The organism is Flavobacterium sp. T50_26 (genome assembly GCF_057652995.1).
In genome coordinates this window covers 97,118-117,215 of sequence record NZ_JBYFCC010000008.1, presented here as the reverse complement: position 1 = coordinate 117,215, position 20,098 = coordinate 97,118, and the positions used below count along the sequence as shown (strand labels likewise).

Here is a 20,098-nt window from a genome sequence, read left to right as displayed (position 1 = left end):
AGTTAATCTAAAAAAGGCACCATCAAAAAATCACTACTTTGGCTATTTAAATTAAATTTCCAATGAAAAATAAAATTTTTTTAATGATGATTATGGGATTATCAGTTAGTCAAATTGAAGCACAAGAACTCAAAAATTCATTTTCTTCTAACCCTTTTTTCAATTCGTACAATACACCATTTAATGTTCCACCTTTTCATTTAATTAAAAATGAACATTTTAAACCGGCTATTGAAGAAGGAATAAAAAAACAAGACGGTGAAATAAAAGCCATCACAAATAACAAAAGTGTTGCTACGTTTGACAACACCATTCTTGCATTAGAAAATTCAGGTGAATTATTATCTAATGTTTCTACCGTTTTTTATAATTTGAATTCAGCAAATACGAATGAAGAAATTCAAAAAATTGCTACAGAAGTTGCTCCATTAATGTCTGCTCACGGAGACAATATTAATCTAAACGAAAAATTATTTGCCAGAGTTAAATCGGTTTGGGAACAAAAAGAAAAACTGAAATTAAATCCGGAACAAAGTAAATTATTAGAAAAAACATACAAAAGATTTGTTCGTAGCGGAGCCAATTTGAATGAAAAAGACAAACAACGTCTTCGAGAATTGAACAGTGAATTGGCGGTTTTAACCCTAAAATTTGGTCAAAATATATTAGCGGAAACTAACAATTACGAATTAGTTATAAATTCTAAAGAAGATTTAGCCGGACTTTCTAACGACTTTATTGATGCTGCTGCTGCAACTGCAAAAGCAAAAGGTAAACCTGGAAAATGGGTAATCACTTTATCGAATTCAAGTGTTATGCCATTTCTTCAATATTCGTCCAACAGAAAATTAAGAGAAGAAGTTTGGACAGCTTACAAAAATCGTTGTAACAACGGTAATGAATTTGATAATAATTCAATTGCGATTCGTTTGGCTTCAATGCGTGCGGAAAAAGCAAAATTATTAGGCTACAAAACACATGCTCATTACGGTTTGGAGGAAAGCATGGCAAAAACTCCTGAGAAAGTAATGGAATTTTTAAATCAACTTTGGGAACCTGCCTTAGAAAAAGCAAAAGTAGAAGAAGCAGAAATCAAGCAAATGATGGCTGCTGAAGGCATAAAAGATGACGTTCAGCCTTATGACTGGCGATATTATAGTGAAAAAATAAGAAAGCAAAAATTTGATTTAGATGAAAATGAATTAAAACCTTATTTTAGTTTAGACGCTGTTACCGACGGTGTTTTTATGGTTTGCGAGAAGCTTTACGGACTAAAATTCAAAGAATTAAAAGACGTTCCAACTTATCATAACGATGCCACCGTTTGGGAAGTAACTGAAAAAAATGGAACCCATGTGGGTATTTTATACATGGATTTTTATCCAAGAGATTCAAAACGCGGTGGTGCTTGGATGACATCCTACCGTCCGCAAAAAACAGAAAACGGAAAACGAATTGCTCCGGTAATTTCAATTGTTTGTAATTTTACAAAACCAACGGAAAACGCTCCGGCCTTGTTTACTTTTGATGAAGTAACGACTTATTTTCATGAATTTGGTCATGCGTTGCACGGATTACTTTCCGACGTAACCTATGAAAGTTTGGCAGGAACAAGTGTTTCAAGAGATTTCGTAGAATTACCATCACAAGTTATGGAAAATTGGGCTTCAGATCCGGAAGTATTAAAAATGTATGCTAAACATTATAAAACAGGACAAGTGATTCCGGATGCATTAATCCAAAAATTAGAAAATGCCGGAACCTATGGTCAAGGTTTTGCTACAGTTGAATATTTAGCTTCTGCCTTTTTAGACATGGATTTTCATACTTCGGAAGGCACAATTTCAGGTTCTGCCAATCAGTTTGAATTGAATTCAATGAAAAGCAAAGGATTAATAAAATCCATTATTCCTAGACACAGAGCTACTTATTTCAGTCATGTTTTTGCAGGTGGATATTCTGCCGGCTACTACAGCTATATTTGGTCTGGAGTTTTAGATACTGATGCCTTTGATCAATTCAAAAAAACATCATTGTTCAATTCTGCAAAAGCAAATTCGTTCAGAAAAAACATCTTGGAAAGAGGTGGAACAGAAGAACCAATGGAATTATATAAAAAATTCAGAGGAGCAGAACCAAGCATTGAACCATTGTTGAAAAAACGTGGCTTAGACAAAAAATCAAAATAATTATATAGGTTAGGTTAATTTAATTCAAAAAAAATCCCGAGATGATTATCATTTCGGGATTTTTTAATTTATTTTATCCGTGGTAAACTCTTGAGAAAACTATTTTACCATCTCTGATTTCAAGTACTTCTGCCACCAACAAATCTTCTTCATCGTTCACAGATCGAACATATTCCATAAAAACTCTATCTGTATTGGCTGTGAGCGACGTTACCTTATATTTTAATGTTGGCAAACGTTCAAATGAATCTTTCCACCAATCTCTCATGGCTTCTTTTCCAATTACCAACCCGTTTGTTTCGGGTTTTCTAAGTTTCAATTTCGGGCTGAAATGTTGGGCATTATCATCATAAAGCGATAATAATTGTTCTAAATTATGTTGATTAAATGCATCAAACCATTTGTAGGCTATTGACATTGTTTCTTGTGAATTCATTAATAATTTTTCAAATTAATGATTTCCTGCTCCGTTAAAAATCGCCAATTTCCTCTTGGTAAATTCTTTTTGGTTAATCCGGCAAACGAAACGCGATCTACTTTTAAAACATCATATTTAAATTTTTCAAAAATAGCACGAACTACTTTTACATTTGGAGTTCTAAGTTTTATTCCAATCTCTGTTTTCGGTTGATCTTCGATATAACTAATTTCATCTACATATAACTTATGTTCATCAAATGAAACACCACCGGCAATTTTTTCTAAATCTTCAAATTTTAGATTTTTATCTAATGTAACTTGGTAAATTTTTGTCGATTTTTGATTCGGTAAACTGAATTTACGAATGATATCAGTATCATTCGTAAACAACAAAAGTCCGGTTGTATTTTTATCCATTCTACCAATCGCTTGCACTTTGGCTTGCGTAGAATTTTTGATTAATTCAAAAACATTTCGCATATCGCGATCATCTTCCACGGAAGTGGTAAAGTTTTTCGGTTTATTCAATAAAATATATTCTTTCTTTTCAGGAATAATCGTTGATCCGTCAAAATTAACGACATCACCTGGTTTTACTTGATATCCCATTTCAGTGATAACTACACCATTTACTTTTACGTTTCCTGATTGAATGTAAATATCGGCATCACGACGCGAACAAGCACCGGAATTGGCTATGTATTTATTTAAACGAATATCGTCTGATTTTACTTTTGGTTTAGCTGCCGGAGTTGCTGCTGTAGTTTTTGACCCAGTCGATTTAGCCGCTGTTGCTGTTGCTTTTTTAGGCTTTTGCGAACGCTTATCCATTGCTGGTTTTGGCTTACTAAAACCCGTTGATTTACCCTTTGTAGTTCTGTTGGAAGTTGATTTTCTGTTGCTTCCGTCTTTCTTGTCCATCCTTGAAAATTTTTGCAAAGATACGCAATTGGAAATTGGAATCGGAAGTTGTTTTACTTTTCAGGTTTATATATCCAAAACATCTCTTCCGTGCACCAAAACGGATGGTTTGATTAAGACTATACTAAAAACACCGGCAACAATTATAAACTTAATAATGTTGTGCAAAAGCAAGTAATTTTCTTTAGAATCCGATTTCCATAATTTGATTAGAAAGAAAATTAAAATGACAAAACTTGCATAAAAATAGATATCCATATAACCAACATCATAAATTTCAATGAGAATATAAACCGGAATGACTGTGCATAAAACCAGGAAAGTAATGATTTTTTTAGAAAAAGATTCGCCTAAAATAACCGGAATAGTTCTGTAATTTTGTGCCAAATCACCAATAATATTCTCTAAATCTTTAATCATTTCACGAATCAAAATCAATAAAAACAAGAAAGAAGCGTGAGCAAAAATGACGTAATATTTTTCATTATTTAAGTTAAAAATAATGGAATCAATTTTTTGGTAATACAACAGAATGGCAAAAAAAGGTAAAATTGCCAACAAGGCAGCCGTAATATTTCCGATAATTGGGAATTTTTTTATCTTATGCGAATAAAACCAAATCAGAAAAATATAAGCAGAAAAAAAGAAAACAGCTCGCCAGGAAACCAATGTAGCAATCAGAAATACAAAAAAATTAAGTCCGAAATAAACTTGCAACTTCGTTTTTTGCGAAACCAATCGATCCAACATTGTTTTATTGGGTTTATTGATTAAATCTTTCTGACTGTCGTAAAAACTATTAATGATATAACCTGATGCGATTGTTAACGTAGAAGCCAATACGATAATAAACAGATTTAAATCTAAAATTACATCCAAAGCCCTCGTCTTAGGAGACAAAATAAAAATCGCCGACAGGTATTGAGCTAAAATGATAATCGGAATATTATAGCCTCTTACCACCGAAAACAAACTGATTATTTTCATTAAAATCAATTTATTTTTTCTGGATAATGCCATACTATAAAGAAAAAATCAATTGGAATTCTTGATTTTTATTAGGTTTTTTAAAATTGATAAACAACTTCTAGTTTGTAGTCTTTTAGAGAAGCTTTTGCTTTTTCCAAATCTTGTGTAAAACCAAGAATGTAACCGCCACCGCCGGAACCACAAAGTTTTAAATAATAGTCATTTGTATCGATTCCGTTTTGCCAAACATTGTGAAATTGTTCTGGAATCATTGGTTTAAAATTATTTAACACCACTTTAGATAATTTTTTGGTGTTGCTAAAAAGAGATTTCATATCGCCTTGTAAAAAGTTTTCTACGCAGGCGTCAGTATGTTTAACAAATTGTGTTTTAAGCATTTTTCTAAACCCTTGGTCTTTCAAGTTTTCCATAAAAATGTTGACCATTGGAGCAGTTTCACCAATAATTCCGGAATCCAACAAAAACACAGCACCTTTTCCATTCGTAACTTGTGACGGAATTCCGGTTGGTTCAATGTTATCTTTCGAATTAATTAAAATCGGTAAACTTAAATAGCTATTCAACGGATCTAAACCAGAGCTTTTTCCGTGGAAAAAAGATTCCATTTGCGAAAAAACAGCTTTTAATTGCAATAATTTTTCTCGTGTTAAATTCTCTAAAACCGTGATTTTATTGTTGGCATATTTATCATAAATAGCAGCCACTAATGCACCGCTACTTCCCACACCATAGCCTTGCGGGATAGATGAATCAAAGTACATTCCTCTATCAATATCTTGCTGAAGTAATTCTAAATTGAAAGTCACCAACTCCGGTTGCTCGGCTTGCAATTGCTCTAAGTGAGCAGTAAATCTTCGTAAACTTTCGTTTGATTTAATTGCTTCCGGCGACGGATTTTCACTCACTTTCAATGCTCCGTTATAAAAATTATAAGGTATAGAAAGTCCTTTTGAATCTTTGATGATTCCGTATTCTCCAAAAAGAAGAATTTTTGAGTAAAAAAGTGGTCCTTTCATAGTTTCTATTTGGGCTTTTGTGTCATTTCGACGAAGGAGAAATCGCATTTTCAAACTCACGTGATGTGATTTCTCCTTCGTCGAAATGACACAGACTAAATTATTATTTTATTTGATATTTTACTTTAATTTCTTCCATTATTTCGTAAAAATCTACATATTCACCTCGTTCAATTTCTCGTTCTCCCTCTTCAATTTCATCACGTTGCTCTTGTGTCAATTCTTCCCAAAAGTCTTTTTTTGGGTTTTAAAAACATTCTTAATCGCATTGATGATAGAAACATCGTTGGTTTCTGTCAGCATTTTAATTAATTTTTGCTTTTCTAATTGAATGTCCATCACAAATTTTTTATAAAGATAGTACTTTTTTTATTCCAAAAACATAGCTCCGTTTCCAATTTCATCGCAAATATACTGTTCGTTTTGACAATGCACAACTAATTCATTCTTAATAAATTGCAAAACTTCTTCGCGAACGTTTGCGGGATATAGCACGTGTACATTTGCTCCGGCATCTAAAGTGAAACAAACTTGAATGGCTGTTTCTTGCCTAAATTTCCAAATTTTGTTGATGATTTCCAAAGTGTTAGGTTTCATCAGAATAAAATAGGGCATTGATGTCATCATCATCGAATGAAGGGTTAAAGCTTCACTTTCCACTAATTTGACAAATTCATTCACATCACCATTCGCTAAAATGGTTTTGATTTGCGACAAATTTTGATGAGCCTGTTCAAATCGTTTCTCGGCATACGGATGACCATTCATCAAATCGTGACCTAATGTGCTGGAAACTTGTTTTTCGCCCTTATCTACTAATAAAATCGTGTCTTGGTAATTTTTAAAATTGGGATGAAGTTCAGAAAATTCAATCCCAAATAAATCAGAACTGTTTTCAGTTTGCTGATGATTTCCCCAAATAACGACTTCGCCTTTTATACTTCTGCAAGCACTTCCTGAACCTAATCGAGCCAAAAAAGAAGCTTTTTGGTTAAAATATTCCGCTGTTATTTCGGGATTTAATTCCTTTTCTAAACTCATAAAATTCACCGCCAACGCAGCCATTCCCGAAGCCGAAGAGGCAATTCCTGAACTATGCGGAAAAGTATTTTGTGTATCAATCGTAAAATGATACTCTTTTAAAAATGGCAAAAAAACCTCAACTCGTTCCAGAAATTTTTGAATTTTTGGTCGGAATGATTCTTTCGGCTTTCCTTCAAACAACAAATCGAATGAAAAATTATCTGTTTTTTCAATTTTAGAAAAAGACAGATTTGTGATGGTTTTACAATTTTTCAACGTAAAACTAATGGATGGATTGGCAGGAATTTGATTTTCCTTTTTCCCCCAATATTTCACTAAGGCGATATTACTGGGAGCCGACCATTGAAAACTTCCATTTTCTACTGTTTTAGAATAATTTTTCGGAATAAAATCTGAAGGAGATTGCATGCAATTTATTTTTGAGCAAAGATACATTTTTTGAGTGATTCGCTATTTTTTGGCAGCAGAATTGTTACATTTGAATAAAAAATAGTATGTCAAAAATAGTAAAAATTGCGATTGCCGTTGCCATTTGTTTGGCCGTTGGATATGGTTCGAGTTTAGTGACACAATCTTCGATTACTACTTGGTATCCAACCATAAATAAACCATCTTTTAATCCGCCCAACGAGGTATTTGCTCCGGTTTGGACGATTTTGTATGTGATGATGGGTGTAAGTGCCGGATTAGTTTGGAGCAAAATAGAATCTGTTCCAGTTTTAGTAAAAAAAGCACTTTGGGTTTTTGTAATTCAATTGATTTTGAATGCGTTGTGGAGTTTTTTATTTTTTGGATTACAGAATCCGTTTTTAGCTTTAGTTGAAATTCTTTTGCTTTGGTTAATGATTTTTGAAACCATCAAATTGTTCAAACCGATTGATGCATTAGCAAGTAAATTAATGATTCCGTATTTACTTTGGGTGAGTTTTGCGATGATTTTGAATGGAAGTATTTGGTGGTTGAATAGGTAAACCTCACCCCCAGCCCCTCTCCAAAGGAGAGGAGAGCCGAGATGTTGAAAATATATCTGTTTTATTAAACCCCCAAAACACTTTCAATCTCCATAACTTCTCCCGATTGCAAATTAGCTAAATGAAAATTTCCAATTCGTACACGAACTAAACGTAAAGTTGGGAAACCTACCGCAGAAGTCATTTTTCGTACTTGTCTAAACTTTCCTTCCGTGAGTGTGATAGAAACCCAAGAGGTTGGTCCGTGTCGTTCATCACGAATTTTTTGCGAACGAAGCGGGAAATTTGGATCCTCAATCAATTTTGCTTGACATTTTTTGGTTTTGTATTTGGTTCCTTTAAAACCAATTAAAACCCCGTTTTGAAGTTGCTCTACGGCTTCTTGTGTGATGATTCCGTCCACTTGAGCATAATATTCTTTTTCTACTTTTTTGCTTCGTACGACTTCGCTCATCATTCCATCGGTTGTGAGAATAAGCAAACCTTCTGAATCTTCGTCTAAACGACCAATTGCCATTGTTCCGGGAGGAAAATCGTGTAATTCGCCCAACAACTTTTTAGTTCGCTTTAGTTCATAGATAAATTGACTAAGGTAGCCGTAGGGTTTGTGGATTAAGAAATGGCGGTGGTTCATCATTTTTTATTAGCTTTCAGTCGCAGCTTATCCAATCTTGTTAATCCAGCGATTTTGAAATTGATTCATTATTTCAGAGATTCCTCCTATCGTCGGAATGACAAACTTTGTGGGAAACTGCTATAAATCAAAAAAGCTATCCACAAAAGTGGAAAGCTTTTCATTGGTCTAACTACTAAACCAGGACTTCCTTTCGGTCGTCCAAAACAACACAACTATTTTAAATACTTTTTTGGGCAAAAAAGCGATTCATTACTGAATCGCTTTTTCCAATTTAGCGGTCTGGACGGGACTCGAACCCGCGACCCCATGCGTGACAGGCATGTATTCTAACCAACTGAACTACCAAACCTTCGCTTAATTGCGGTTGCAAATATACAACACATTTCAACATCTGCAAGTGTTTTGACTACTTTTTTTTAGAATATTTTTTCATCCATTATCCAAACATTTGTTTTTCAACCAAGTATGTGGTTAATATTTTTTCAAAATTGGCTCCCACATTCACAGGAACATATTTTATTTTGTTTTGAGCACACGTCATCGCTATTTTTTTGAAATAGGAATCTACGCTTTTTTCATAAGCCTCTTTGATGTTTTCGGCAAACAAATTAACTGTTTCGCCGGTTTCAACATCAATAAATTTTCTTGGAGCATTATCAAAATCGAAGTTGAGTTCTCTTTTTTCATCCACAACGTGAAATAAAACGACTTTGTGTTTGTTGTGTTTCAAATGTTGAAGAGCATTAAAAAGTGCTTCTTCTTCACCGGATTGAAACATATCGGTAAACAAAATAATCATCGAACGACGGTGTACTTTTTCGGCAATTTGATGTAAAAATGTACCTGTTTCGGTTGGTTTGGAGATTTTCGGATTCTCCAATAAATCTTCCAATTTGTTTAAAACCATTCGATGATGACGGTCACTTCCTTTTTCAGGAGCATAATATTCATACGTATCAGAATAAACGCTTAAACCCACGGCATCGCGTTGTTTCTTTAATAAATTCATCAAAACAGCAGAAGCTAAAACTGAAAATCCAATTTTACTTTCATAAAAAGGTTCGTCATTTTTTAACTTTGGAAAATGCATAGAAGAAGAGTTATCAATAATTAAATGACAACGAAGATTGGTTTCTTCTTCATACTTTTTGGTGTATAAGCGGTCGGTTTTTGCAAATAACTTCCAATCGATATGCTTGGTACTTTCTCCTTTATTATAGACTTTATGTTCGGCAAATTCGGCTGAAAAACCGTGAAAAGGTGATTTATGCATTCCGGAAATAAAGCCTTCTACTACTTGATTGGCTAGTAATTCAAGGTGCTTAAAACCGGATATTATTTCTTTTTGAGATTCGATGTTCATCTTTTCTTCGTCTATTTACCAAATTGGTTCGATTCAAAGATAAAGAAAAGTTCAGCATAAAAAAAGGCCTGATTTTCATCAGACCTTGAAATTTATTTTTATTGAAAATTACAACAATGCATCAATTGCATCCGTGTAATTTTTCTTTGGAGCAACACCCACTTGTCTTCCCACTACTTCTCCATTTTGAAATACTAAAACAGTTGGAATGTTTCTAACGCCATATTTTGCTGCAAATTCTTGGTTTGCATCTACGTCAACTTTTCCAACAACAGCCTTTCCTTCATATTCTGTTGCGATTTCATCAATAACCGGTCCAACCATTCTACAAGGTCCGCACCATGCTGCCCAAAAATCTACTACTACCGGTTTATCTGATTTTAAAACTACTTCATCAAAAGTAGCATCTGTAATTGCTAATGCCATTTTATATTTTTTTATTGATTATTATTTGTTTTCTTAACACTGCAAATTTAAAAATTTAAAACTTAATGAAGTGTTAATTGAAAATTAGTTTTGATTATGTATGTATTTGTGGAATTGATGGTTAATTCAACCTAAAATCAACCTGCTTTTTCTCCAACTCACTTAATAATTCATTTGAAATTTGAACTTTCAGCTTGCGACTTGGCATACTTAACTTCGTTACCATTCTGATTTCCTCATTTGGAGCGTCAATTTCCATTTCAATATCTTCTAAATTTTCAATATCTAAATCATCATCCGAAGCAATTACAATTGGTTTTATTTCTACTTCTTTTTTGACTTTTTCTAATTCCATCACTTCAAAAGTAACTGTGTTATCTCCTTGAAAAGTTTTAAAAATAGCACTTAAATCGGCTATCAAATTTTGTTGCAATGCCATGATGTCCATTTGAATTGTCAATTTTTTTGCAAACTGTGGCAAAACATCTTGCAAATACTGAATTAATTGAAATGTAATTCGTGGATCGCCTTTTTTACCGGTTTCTTTGTTTGCCCAACCTTCACGCACCATCACTTTCATAAACGTAAAATTATTTTGGATGATAAAATGTCGGAATTTTAAATATTCTTCACCATAAATTCTAAATTCGTGGCTTTCGTCATATCCTTCCAACATAAACGACGCCCAGCCTTTTCCGTTTTGAGCCACACGATGTTGAACGTTAGTTATAATTCCGCCAAAACATAATGTTTTATTGACGTGCTGTTCTAAATTTTTAAGGTATTCTAATTTTGAATTACAGAAATATTTCATCTCAAATCGAAAATCATCTAACGGATGTCCGGAAATGTAAATTCCAACCACTTCTTTTTCTTTGGCTAGTTTTTCCATCGTGCTCCATTCATCGCAAGGCGGAACTTGTGGTTCTGCAATTTGCACATCGCTTGCTTCACCAAACAAACTCACTTGAGCTGAATTTTCATTTTCCTGAAATTTTGCTCCGTAACGAATCGCTTTTTCCAAAAACGTAATATTATCACCATCGTGATGAAAATATTGTGCACGATGCGTTGTCGAAAAACCATCAAATCCACCTGCTAAAGCTAAATTTTCAAAGGCCTTTTTATTCGCGGCACGCAAATCGATACGCTTTGCTAAATCAAAAATAGATTTATATTTTCCATCTTTTAATCGGTTTTGCACGATGGTTTCTACTGCTCCTGCTCCTACTCCTTTGATGGCTCCCATTCCAAAACGAATCGCCCCATCATCATTTACTGTAAATTTATAAAACGATTCATTCACATCGGGACTCAATACTTTCATACCCATTCGTTTGCATTCTTCCATAAAAAACGAAACCTGTTTTATGTCGTTCATATTATTAGAAAGCACCGCCGCCATATATTCCGCAGGATAATGAGCTTTAAGATAAGCCGTTTGATAACCAATCCAAGCATAGCAAGTGGAATGCGATTTGTTGAAGGCATAACTCGCAAAAGCTTCCCAATCTTTCCAAATTTTTTCTAAAACAGTTGCATCGTGACCTTTAGATGCTGCTTGTTCTATGAATTTTGGTTTCATTTTATCCAACGTTGCTCTATCTTTTTTACCCATCGCTTTACGCAAAACGTCGGCATCACCTTTTGAAAAATCGGCTAAAGATTGAGACAAAAGCATTACTTGCTCTTGATATACTGTAATTCCATAGGTCTCGCTCAAATATTCTGCACAAGCATCTAAGTCATATTTTATTTCTTCTTGTCCATTTTTTCTAAGAACAAAAGACGGAATATATTCTAATGGTCCCGGTCGATACAACGCATTCATAGCAATTAAATCGCCAAAAACAGTAGGCTTTAAATCACGAAGGTATTTTTGCATTCCAACCGATTCATATTGAAAAATTCCGACTGTTTCACCACGTTGAAAAAGCTCATACGTTTTGACATCATCAATTGGAAAAGCATCCGGATCGAGTTCTTTTCCGGTTCGATATTTAATTAATTTAACCGTATCTTTTATTAACGTAAGGGTTTTTAATCCCAAAAAGTCCATCTTCAACAAACCGGCACTTTCAACCACCGAGTTGTCAAATTGGGTAACATATAAATCCGAATCTTTTGCTGTTGCTACAGGAACAAAATTGGTAATATCGCTTGGCGTAATGATAACTCCGCATGCATGAATTCCGGTATTTCGCAGCGAACCTTCTAACACTTTTGCTTGTTGGATAGTTTCTCCGGCTAATTCACCTTGATTAGCAATCGCAATTAATTCTTTAATATTATCAAATTCATCCGAACGAACGGCTTTTTTAACTTCTTCGATTGAATCGGATAAAAATCGGGCTAAACTCCATTTTCCAGGCATCATACCCGGAATTAATTTGGCTAATTTATCGGCTTCAAAAAGGGGTAAATCCAGCACACGAGCGGTATCTCTCAAGGATGATTTGGTTGCCATTTTACCATACGTGATAATCTGTGCCACCTGATTTGAACCGTATTTATCAATCACATATTGCATCACGCGACCACGACCTTCATCATCAAAATCGATATCAATATCGGGCATTGAAACCCTGTCCGGATTCAAGAAACGCTCAAAAAGTAAATCGTATTCTAAGGGGTCAATGTTCGTAATCCATAAACAATATGCCACCACCGAACCGGCAGCCGAACCACGACCGGGACCTACGGAAACATCCATTTCACGAGCGGCTCTGATAAAATCTTGAACAATCAAAAAGTATCCCGGGTAACCCGTATTTTCGATGGTTTTTAATTCGAAATCCAATCGTTCTTCAATTTCGGGAGTAATAGTTCCATATCGCTTTTTAGCTCCTTCATACGTGAGATGTCTCAAATATAAATTCTCACCTCTTTTCCCACCATCTTCTTCATCTTCTGGAACTAAAAATTCTTCAGGAATATCAAACTTTGGAAGTAAAACTCCTCGAGCTAAATCGAAAATTTCAATTTTATCGACTACTTCGCTAATGTTTAAAATTGCTTCCGGTAAATCGGCAAAGAGTTTTTTCATCTCGTCGCCCGACTTAAAATAATATTCTTGATTGGGTAAACCGTAACGATAACCTCGACCTCGACCTATGGGTGTCGCTTGTTTTTCACCATCGCGAACACAAAGCAAAATATCATGAGCATTGGCATTTTCTTTATCTACATAAAATACATTGTTCGTAGCCACCATTTTTACATCATGCTTTCTGGCTAACGAAATCAACGAAGTATTTACTCGATTTTCGTCTTCTTGATTGTGTCGCATCAATTCGATGTAAAAATCATCACCAAATTCAGTTTTCCACCAGAGCAAGGCTTCTTCTGCTTGATTTTCGCCAATATTTAAAAGTTTATTCGGAATTTCACCGGACAAACTTCCCGACAAAACAATCAAATCTTCTTTATATTTTTGAATAACTTCTTTGTCAATTCGGGGAACATAATAAAAACCGTCCGTATAACCAATGGATGACATTTTGGCTAAATTATGGTAACCCTTTTTATTCTTAGCCAGAAAAACCACTTGATAGCCATTGTCTTTTCGAGTTTTATCTTTATGATTATCACAAACAAAAAATTCGCAACCTACAATGGGTTTGATAATTGTTTCTGTGGGATTTTCTCCGGCTTCAATTGCTGCTTTATTTTTAGCTTCGGCTGATTTATTATGGTATAAAACATCGCGAACAAAATGAAAAGCTCCCATCATATTGCCTATGTCGGTCATGGCAACCGCAGGCATTTTGTTTTTTACGGCTGCTTTTACCAAATCGGCAACCGAAATAGTGGATTGCAAAACGGAAAATTGCGAATGATTATGCAAATGCACAAAATCAACATCAACTAATGTTTTTTGGTTTTCAACTAACTCCTTTTTAGGAATTTCTTTTGGCTGTTCTTTTTGAAATTGTTTCCGAATGGCTTCAGAAGCTTCATTTAAATTAATATGTTTTAATCCGATAAGTTGAATTTCTTTCGGATTTTGTTCGTTAAAATTTTTGAAATAATCGGTCGGAACATCGAGTTCTTCTTTGGTAAAAATTTCTCTTCTTATCAATTCCAAAAAGCATCTTGTCGTTGCTTCCACATCGGCAGTTGCATTATGAGCTTCTGAAAAAGGAACGCCAAAAAGATATTGATGCAATTCGGTTAACGTAGGCAACTTGAACTTTCCACCTCTTCCGCCGGGAAGTTTCAACAGGTTTGCAGTAACTTCGGTACAAGTGTCTAGAACCGGCATAGCACTCATTGGAGAATTCACATTCATTCGATGAAATTCGCATCCCATAATATTCACATCAAAACCAACATTTTGACCAACGATGAATTTGGCTTTGTTTAAAGCGATATTGAATTTTTCGAGTACTTCATTTAAAGGAATTCCTTCTTGTTGAGCCAATTCGGTTGAAATACCGTGAATTCGTTCGGCATCGTACGGAATATTAAATCCGTCCGGTTGTACAAGATAATCTTGATGCTCAACCAAATTTCCCATTTCGTCGTGCAATTGCCAAGCAATTTGAATGCAACGGGGCCAGTTGTCGGTATCGGTTAGTGGTGCATCCCATCGTTTGGGCAAGCCGGTGGTTTCGGTATCGAAGATTAAAAACATGCGAGAGTTATTAAAGAATAGTCCTTAGTGGTGAGTCCTTAGTGATGAGTTAAAAAACCATCAATAATTACATTTTCAAAAATACATTTTACCGCAGAGAATATCAATTTTAGTTATCAACAAAAAACCATCCTGATTGCTCAGAATGGTTTTGTTGATGTGTATAAAGAAAAAATACTAGTATCTTCCTCCTCCGCCACCGCGACTGTTTCCACCACCGCTGTAGCCACCGCCACCACGACTGTTTCCACCACCACCGTAACCACCACCGCCTGAACGGTTGTTGTTAAAGCTTCTTTTTTCGCCTTCCGGTTTTGGTTCTGATTTGTTTACCACAATAGCACGACCTTGAACGGTTGCTCCGTTTAGTTCGTCGATAGCTTTTTGACCTTCTTCGTCATTAGGCATTTCAACAAAACCAAAACCTTTACTTTTTCCGGTAAATTTATCAGTAATTACTTTTACAGAGTCTACTGCTCCATAAGCCTCGAAAGACTCTCTTAAATCTGCTTCCTCAATACTCCAAGGAAGGCTTCCTATAAAAATGTTCATAAAAAATAATATTATTTGAAACAAAGGTAAACTATTAAAATGGCAAACCATCTTAAAAAGCAAACTTTATTTCATAAAATGTTGAAAATAAATAAAAAAGCCATTTCGTTTTTGATTCGAAATGGCTTTTTTGGGACTTTTTTTCTTATTAGTCTTCTTCTATTCCAACAACTGGTACTTTATAAAAAACACCTTGATTGAAGTTTAATATCTCTCCTCCTAATGGATTGTTTGCCATGTTAACTGCATTAAATCGAAATGAGCCGGAAACAGTTCCGTTTGCAGCATCAAATTCTGTAATTTTTATTTCTCCATCACCTTGAAAGTCTTCTTCTGTGGTTATACCTGTGCTGTAAAACAATTCACTACCATCATAGTCAAAAACAAAAGTTGCAACTCGTGATTGGTTTTGACCCAAAACATAAGTTCCCGGATTTCTAGAAGGAATTCGAAGTGTCATGGTTTGTAAACGAGCTTTTGCGGTAATTACTAAACCACCGTTTGGTTGCAAAACGGCTTCGGAATCAATTGCTCTCCAAAATGTATTTTCTAATCTTCCTTGAACAGAAGGTGAATTTAAAACCACATCTTCTTCGCAGGAAATGAATAAAAAAGCAAGAGCTAAAAGAGAAAAATATTTTTTCATTGTATCAATTGTGTTTATTTCTAGAATACAAAAATAGCTTTTCTACTTAATAAACGATATACTTTTTTGTTAAAAACGCTCAAAACATTAAGAATCAACTAATTTAAATAAATTTTGAATCATTGATTTCTATTCCAAAAAACTTTTATATCTTTGCACCCTTAATTAACAGAGGTCGAGAACCTCAAAATTTAATCATACGATTATGCCAGTAAAAATTAGATTACAAAGACACGGTAAAAAAGGAAAACCTTTTTTCTGGATTGTGGCTGCTGATGCAAGAGCCAAAAGAGATGGTAAATTCTTAGACAAAATCGGAACTTACAACCCAAACACTAACCCAGCAACAATTGATTTAAACTTGGACAGTGCTGTTCAATGGTTACACAATGGTGCTCAACCAACTGATACTGCAAGAGCTATCCTTTCATATAAAGGTGCGTTATTGAAACATCACTTGGATGGTGGAGTTAGAAAAGGTGCTCTTACACAAGAACAAGCAGATGCTAAGTTAGCAGCTTGGATTGATGAAAAAGCAAATAAAGTTTCTTCTAAAAAAGAAGGTTTAACTAAAGCACAAGAGAAAGCAAGAGCTGAAGCATTGAAAGCTGAAAAAGTTGCAAATGAAAAACGTGCAAATGCTGCTGCTGATGCTTTGAAAGCTGCTGAAGTAACTGAAGAGGTTGCCGAAGAAGTTAGCGAAGTTGCAACTGAAGTAGCTGTTGAGGAAACTCCTGCTGCTGAAGAATCAAACGAAGAAAAAGAAGCTTAATATTTTGCGATAATGCGAAAAGAAGAATGTTTCTATCTTGGCAAAATCGCTAAAAAATTTAGTTTTAAAGGTGAAGTTTTGGTCTATTTAGACACAGATGAGCCTGAATTATATGAAAATATGGAATCAGTTTTTGTTGAATTAAACAAAAATTTGGTTCCATTTTTTATTGAAAATAGTTCACTACATAAAAATGACTTTCTGAGAGTCAAATTTGAAGATGTTGAAACAGAAGAGGATGCCGACGCCATTATGGGTTGTGAACTTTATCTTCCGCTTTCGTTTTTACCAAAATTAGAAGGAAATCAATTTTATTATCACGAAGTAATTGGTTTTGAAGTAGAAGACCAACGGCTTGGTGTGGTAGGAAAAATTGTTTCGATTAATGATACAACTGCTCAACCACTTTTTGAAGTATTGAATGGTAATGTTGAAATGCTTATTCCGATGATTGATCAGTTTTTGATAAAAATTGATAGGGATAATAAGAAGGTGACTATGAATTTACCGGAAGGTTTAGTGGAGATGTATTTTTAAAAGTTTCAGGTTTCAGGTTTCAAGTTTCAGGTTTTGAAATCAAAAATCTTTATTCAAAAATCGTTAACTATCGTGTTTCAATTCAAACAATTTTCTATTCAACAAGACCGATGTGCTATGAAAGTAGGCACTGATAGTGTGTTGTTGGGAGCTTGGTGTCCGATTGAAAACAATCCTTTTTCTGTTTTGGATATTGGAGCTGGGACGGGTATTTTGTCGTTGATGATAGCTCAACGAAGCAATGCCGAACAAATTGATGCATTAGAAATTGACGAAGATGCCTACGAACAATGCGTAGAAAATTTTGAAAATTCACCTTGGGGCGATCGTCTATTTTGTTTTCACGCCGGTTTAGATGAGTTTGTGGATGAACCTGAAGATGAGTATGATTTAATCATTTCCAATCCGCCTTTTTATGCTGAAGATTATAAAACCGAAAATTCAAAACGTGATTTGGCACGATTTCAAGAGGCGATGCCTTTTGAAGATTTAATTGAAGCGGCTGATTTATTACTTTCCGAAAACGGAATCTTTGCCGTCATTATCCCATACAAAGAAGAAGAAAAATTTATAGATTTGTGTTCAGAAGTAGAACTTTATCCTATAAAAGTAACTCGCGTAAAAGGCACTCATAATACAGAAATTAAACGAAGTTTGTTGGCTTTTAAACGCTATGAATTAAGCACCTTAACGGCTGATGAATTGGTGATAGAAATCAATCGTCACGAATATACAGATGATTATATCAATCTTACTAAAGATTTTTATTTAAAGATGTAATTACCATTTCACTTTATACGGATATACTTCGAAAATCATATTATCTTCATTAATAGTGTAACCATTTTTTGCATCTGTTTTGGCTTCCAACAGCAAATCATTGGCTCTTTTTTCTTGACCAATTCGTCCTAAACAAAAAGCTTTATAGACTTTTGCATCTGAAAAGTTTTCATATTGAGAGATGGCTTTATCAAATTCTTCGATGGCTTGCTCCCATTTTTTTTGTTCATACAAGGTTATTCCGTAGTAAAATAAATCGAGGTGATGAGCTTCTCCTTTTTGTTCAATTTGTTCTAAAATATCAGCTTTAAAAATTTCTTCGGCTTTTGCAAATTCATTCAATTGTAAATGTGATAAGGCAATGTAGAAATTATAGGTATGATCCATTTCATAACTATTGCCGTGCATTTCTTTGCATTTTTCAAAATCGATTATGGCTTCTCTGTATGTTTTTGCAAAAATACATTTGATGTAAGCTCTGTATGACAACCATCGTTGCGGATCATGTTCTACTGCTTTGTCACAAAAAACCATTCCGGCTTCGTACTTTTTCATTTTAAATAAAGGCATTGCTTTTTGCTGCCATAAATAAGCAATTGTTGGGTCTTTTTTGAGACCTTCGTCTAAACAATCCTGCAGTTCTGCCATCTGGTAAAATGAATAATTTTTGGCACAATTGTGCACGTATTCATCTACTATTTTTTGCTGAACTTCTTTTATGTTAGCACTTGCTTGACTATTTTGTGCTAGTAATGTAAACGAAAATAATGAAGCAAAAATTATAAAAAACACTTTCATATTTTATGGCTTTAAAAACAATTGGAAAAATAGTTGTTTTCTTTAATCTTTAGGGTTAACAACATGTTAATGACAAAAAAAACACTCATTGTTAGAATTCTAACGCTGAGTGTTTTAAAAAACCAACCTAAAAATTTATAAGCTCAAGTATAAATAACCTGCTTTTTTGGTTCGAATACCACCATTTTCATCAAAGAAATTGATGTGATAAAAATACGTCCCGTCAGGTAATTTTTCATTTTTTGCAATCGTAACGCGACCATCGGAATAACCATTAAAAACATTACCATTTGTGTTATAAGATGTTGTTTCATAAACTTTCACACCCCATCGATTATAAATTTCAACAGTGTTTTGCGGACATTCTTCAATTCCGTCAATAATAAAGTAATCATTCCTACCGTCGTCATTTGCAGAAATAGCATTGTAGATGACTACGCCTCTTCCGCCGCAAGGCAAAATGTCTTCTGAGCGAACACGAGCCAATGTAAAAACACCATACTGCGTAAGCGGATCGATTATGGTTGTTACTTCTTTTGTATTTGCATCGGCTACACCGCCTTCGTCAACCCATCTGTTTTGGGCAACATCCCAACGAACGATGTGAATATCTTCAAAAGGAGCAGAATAAATTTCACTTGGCGTAGTATCTTCATCCCAAGAAAGAGTTAGAAAAATATTGCTGTTTCCTGCAGTTTTACCAACTGTCCAATATTCTGCATTATCAATCAATGTGATGATACTTGTTCTGTTTTCGTGCGGATAAATTGGATTTGAATTTTGCCAGAAATATTTTCCTGTAAAAGCATCGGTAGAAAATTGCGGAGCAGAAATGGAAGCATATCGAAACTGACCTCCATCTCCAATTGGAAATTGAAAAAATTGATTTCCGTTTTTGCGAACATAACCATCTACATGACTTTGATCTGCTGTGTTGATGTGAAATGCATTATTTTCAAAAACAAATAAACCACCATGGTTATCATTGTCTACAATTCCTTGCAAGAAATTTGATACGTTAAACACATTGATTTGGTTTGACAAATGAAAAGCAGGTTGAAGTAAATTATTGTTGAATTCAACATCAAACAAATCCATGGGAACGGTGCCGGAAATATTTTGAAAACCATATATGCCATTCACTCTGGTTATTCCGGCACTTATTCCCGATGAAAAAGTTACTATACCATCATTGTTGTAATGATTGTAAACATAAAAATCTCCATCATTAATTAATTCTCCTGTAGCGTTATTGTCTATTGCTGATAATGTTCCTGCGATTCCTTGAATCGAAAGAATCCCTTGATTATTTAACTTCGTTTGAGCCATTAACCCTGCGGTGGCTGAAACAAAAACAATTAATAACTTTACTATTATTTTTATCATCTTAATTGATTTAA

The 20,098-nt window shown here is 34.4% G+C and carries 19 protein-coding genes and 1 tRNA gene; 5 read left to right on the top strand and 15 right to left on the bottom strand.

The genetic code is table 11. The features are described from left to right. The first annotated feature begins 62 nt into the window (after window positions 1-62). Window positions 63-2,189, top strand: coding sequence for a M3 family metallopeptidase (locus AC23MC_RS06635; RefSeq protein WP_487567537.1), 2,127 nt, complete (start codon window positions 63-65; stop codon window positions 2,187-2,189). A gap of 73 nt (window positions 2,190-2,262) precedes the next feature. On the opposite strand, the gene AC23MC_RS06630 is transcribed toward AC23MC_RS06635, so the two are convergent. The 6 genes from AC23MC_RS06630 to AC23MC_RS06605 all read right to left on the bottom strand — a co-directional run bounded on the left by AC23MC_RS06630 (window position 2,263) and on the right by AC23MC_RS06605 (window position 6,988). Beyond that, window positions 2,263-2,625 (bottom strand): nuclear transport factor 2 family protein, encoded by a 363-nt coding sequence (locus tag AC23MC_RS06630; protein ID WP_487567538.1) that lies wholly within the window; start codon window positions 2,623-2,625, stop codon window positions 2,263-2,265. Then, window positions 2,625-3,530: a pseudouridine synthase gene (locus tag AC23MC_RS06625; protein ID WP_487567539.1), complete on the bottom strand. Its 906-nt coding sequence runs from the start codon at window positions 3,528-3,530 to the stop codon at window positions 2,625-2,627. Before AC23MC_RS06625 ends, AC23MC_RS06630 begins: the two co-directional genes overlap by 1 nt. A gap of 66 nt (window positions 3,531-3,596) precedes the next feature. Continuing rightward, complete coding sequence (locus AC23MC_RS06620) at window positions 3,597-4,517, bottom strand: geranylgeranylglycerol-phosphate geranylgeranyltransferase (RefSeq protein WP_487567540.1); 921 nt, start codon at window positions 4,515-4,517, stop codon at window positions 3,597-3,599. A gap of 80 nt (window positions 4,518-4,597) precedes the next feature. Continuing rightward, a complete protein-coding gene (locus AC23MC_RS06615; protein WP_291091897.1) occupies window positions 4,598-5,536 on the bottom strand; it encodes a mevalonate kinase family protein in 939 nt (312 codons plus the stop codon). 216 nt (window positions 5,537-5,752) lie between these two features. After that, complete coding sequence (locus tag AC23MC_RS06610) at window positions 5,753-5,875, bottom strand: hypothetical protein (RefSeq protein ID WP_487567541.1); 123 nt, start codon at window positions 5,873-5,875, stop codon at window positions 5,753-5,755. A gap of 30 nt (window positions 5,876-5,905) precedes the next feature. Beyond that, window positions 5,906-6,988 carry a diphosphomevalonate decarboxylase gene (locus AC23MC_RS06605; protein WP_487567542.1) on the bottom strand — a complete coding sequence of 361 codons (1,083 nt, stop codon included), beginning with the start codon at window positions 6,986-6,988 and terminating at the stop codon, window positions 5,906-5,908. An 86-nt stretch (window positions 6,989-7,074) separates the two neighbouring features. On the opposite strand from AC23MC_RS06605, the gene AC23MC_RS06600 reads away from it, so the two are divergent. After that, window positions 7,075-7,551: a TspO/MBR family protein gene (locus AC23MC_RS06600; protein WP_487567543.1), complete on the top strand. Its 477-nt coding sequence runs from the start codon at window positions 7,075-7,077 to the stop codon at window positions 7,549-7,551. 64 nt (window positions 7,552-7,615) lie between these two features. On the opposite strand, the gene AC23MC_RS06595 is transcribed toward AC23MC_RS06600, so the two are convergent. The 7 genes from AC23MC_RS06595 to AC23MC_RS06565 all read right to left on the bottom strand — a co-directional run bounded on the left by AC23MC_RS06595 (window position 7,616) and on the right by AC23MC_RS06565 (window position 15,811). Beyond that, window positions 7,616-8,188 (bottom strand): pseudouridine synthase, encoded by a 573-nt coding sequence (locus AC23MC_RS06595; protein WP_487567544.1) that lies wholly within the window; start codon window positions 8,186-8,188, stop codon window positions 7,616-7,618. Between the two features lie 275 nt (window positions 8,189-8,463). Next, a tRNA-Asp gene (locus AC23MC_RS06590) sits at window positions 8,464-8,537 on the bottom strand. Between the two features lie 87 nt (window positions 8,538-8,624). Next, a complete protein-coding gene (locus tag AC23MC_RS06585; RefSeq protein WP_487567545.1) occupies window positions 8,625-9,551 on the bottom strand; it encodes a DUF58 domain-containing protein in 927 nt (308 codons plus the stop codon). 108 nt (window positions 9,552-9,659) lie between these two features. After that, complete coding sequence (trxA, locus tag AC23MC_RS06580) at window positions 9,660-9,977, bottom strand: thioredoxin (protein WP_112085032.1); 318 nt, start codon at window positions 9,975-9,977, stop codon at window positions 9,660-9,662. Between the two features lie 121 nt (window positions 9,978-10,098). Then, entirely contained in the window at window positions 10,099-14,613 is a 4,515-nt protein-coding gene (dnaE, locus tag AC23MC_RS06575; protein WP_487567546.1) for a DNA polymerase III subunit alpha, read from the bottom strand. Window positions 14,614-14,790: 177 nt separating this feature from the next. Beyond that, window positions 14,791-15,165, bottom strand: a complete 375-nt coding sequence (rbp, locus tag AC23MC_RS06570; RefSeq protein ID WP_487567547.1) for an RNA-binding regulator — start codon at window positions 15,163-15,165, stop codon at window positions 14,791-14,793. A 148-nt stretch (window positions 15,166-15,313) separates the two neighbouring features. After that, entirely contained in the window at window positions 15,314-15,811 is a 498-nt protein-coding gene (locus AC23MC_RS06565) for a DUF6252 domain-containing protein (RefSeq protein ID WP_487567548.1), read from the bottom strand. 205 nt (window positions 15,812-16,016) lie between these two features. Here AC23MC_RS06565 and AC23MC_RS06560 point away from each other — a divergent pair, with 205 nt between their 5' ends. From AC23MC_RS06560 to AC23MC_RS06550, 3 genes are all read left to right on the top strand, one after another. Then, window positions 16,017-16,583: a 30S ribosomal protein S16 gene (locus AC23MC_RS06560; RefSeq protein ID WP_487567549.1), complete on the top strand. Its 567-nt coding sequence runs from the start codon at window positions 16,017-16,019 to the stop codon at window positions 16,581-16,583. A gap of 12 nt (window positions 16,584-16,595) precedes the next feature. Then, window positions 16,596-17,120, top strand: a complete 525-nt coding sequence (gene rimM / locus AC23MC_RS06555; RefSeq protein WP_487567550.1) for a ribosome maturation factor RimM — start codon at window positions 16,596-16,598, stop codon at window positions 17,118-17,120. Between the two features lie 117 nt (window positions 17,121-17,237). Continuing rightward, the gene (locus AC23MC_RS06550; protein ID WP_487567551.1) at window positions 17,238-17,900 is read left to right on the top strand and encodes a tRNA1(Val) (adenine(37)-N6)-methyltransferase; all 663 of its coding nucleotides are present in this window, start codon (window positions 17,238-17,240) and stop codon (window positions 17,898-17,900) included. Here AC23MC_RS06550 and AC23MC_RS06545 read toward each other — a convergent pair whose 3' ends face one another. Both AC23MC_RS06545 and AC23MC_RS06540 read right to left on the bottom strand, forming a co-directional pair. Then, window positions 17,901-18,698 (bottom strand): tetratricopeptide repeat protein, encoded by a 798-nt coding sequence (locus AC23MC_RS06545; protein WP_487567552.1) that lies wholly within the window; start codon window positions 18,696-18,698, stop codon window positions 17,901-17,903. It abuts the gene before it with no gap. Window positions 18,699-18,833: 135 nt separating this feature from the next. Further along, complete coding sequence (locus tag AC23MC_RS06540) at window positions 18,834-20,084, bottom strand: T9SS type B sorting domain-containing protein (protein WP_487567553.1); 1,251 nt, start codon at window positions 20,082-20,084, stop codon at window positions 18,834-18,836. Between the last annotated feature and the right edge of the window lie 14 nt (window positions 20,085-20,098).

Bases quoted from the DNA above. Each gene is read 5' to 3' on its own strand.
- rbp (WP_487567547.1), bottom strand. From the start codon at position 15,165: ATGAACATTTTTATAGGAAGCCTTCCTTGGAGTATTGAGGAAGCAGAT.
- rimM (WP_487567550.1), top strand. From the start codon at position 16,596: ATGCGAAAAGAAGAATGTTTCTATCTTGGCAAAATCGCTAAAAAATTT.
- AC23MC_RS06610 (WP_487567541.1), bottom strand. From the start codon at position 5,875: ATGGACATTCAATTAGAAAAGCAAAAATTAATTAAAATGCTGACAGAA.
- AC23MC_RS06560 (WP_487567549.1), top strand. From the start codon at position 16,017: ATGCCAGTAAAAATTAGATTACAAAGACACGGTAAAAAAGGAAAACCT.
- dnaE (WP_487567546.1), bottom strand. From the start codon at position 14,613: ATGTTTTTAATCTTCGATACCGAAACCACCGGCTTGCCCAAACGATGG.
- AC23MC_RS06600 (WP_487567543.1), top strand. From the start codon at position 7,075: ATGTCAAAAATAGTAAAAATTGCGATTGCCGTTGCCATTTGTTTGGCC.
- AC23MC_RS06635 (WP_487567537.1), top strand. From the start codon at position 63: ATGAAAAATAAAATTTTTTTAATGATGATTATGGGATTATCAGTTAGT.
- AC23MC_RS06625 (WP_487567539.1), bottom strand. From the start codon at position 3,530: ATGGACAAGAAAGACGGAAGCAACAGAAAATCAACTTCCAACAGAACT.
- trxA (WP_112085032.1), bottom strand. From the start codon at position 9,977: ATGGCATTAGCAATTACAGATGCTACTTTTGATGAAGTAGTTTTAAAA.
- AC23MC_RS06540 (WP_487567553.1), bottom strand. From the start codon at position 20,084: ATGATAAAAATAATAGTAAAGTTATTAATTGTTTTTGTTTCAGCCACC.
- AC23MC_RS06615 (WP_291091897.1), bottom strand. From the start codon at position 5,536: ATGAAAGGACCACTTTTTTACTCAAAAATTCTTCTTTTTGGAGAATAC.
- AC23MC_RS06550 (WP_487567551.1), top strand. From the start codon at position 17,238: ATGAAAGTAGGCACTGATAGTGTGTTGTTGGGAGCTTGGTGTCCGATT.
- AC23MC_RS06545 (WP_487567552.1), bottom strand. From the start codon at position 18,698: ATGAAAGTGTTTTTTATAATTTTTGCTTCATTATTTTCGTTTACATTA.
- AC23MC_RS06630 (WP_487567538.1), bottom strand. From the start codon at position 2,625: ATGAATTCACAAGAAACAATGTCAATAGCCTACAAATGGTTTGATGCA.
- AC23MC_RS06565 (WP_487567548.1), bottom strand. From the start codon at position 15,811: ATGAAAAAATATTTTTCTCTTTTAGCTCTTGCTTTTTTATTCATTTCC.
- AC23MC_RS06595 (WP_487567544.1), bottom strand. From the start codon at position 8,188: ATGATGAACCACCGCCATTTCTTAATCCACAAACCCTACGGCTACCTT.
- AC23MC_RS06605 (WP_487567542.1), bottom strand. From the start codon at position 6,988: ATGCAATCTCCTTCAGATTTTATTCCGAAAAATTATTCTAAAACAGTA.
- AC23MC_RS06620 (WP_487567540.1), bottom strand. From the start codon at position 4,517: ATGAAAATAATCAGTTTGTTTTCGGTGGTAAGAGGCTATAATATTCCG.
- AC23MC_RS06585 (WP_487567545.1), bottom strand. From the start codon at position 9,551: ATGAACATCGAATCTCAAAAAGAAATAATATCCGGTTTTAAGCACCTT.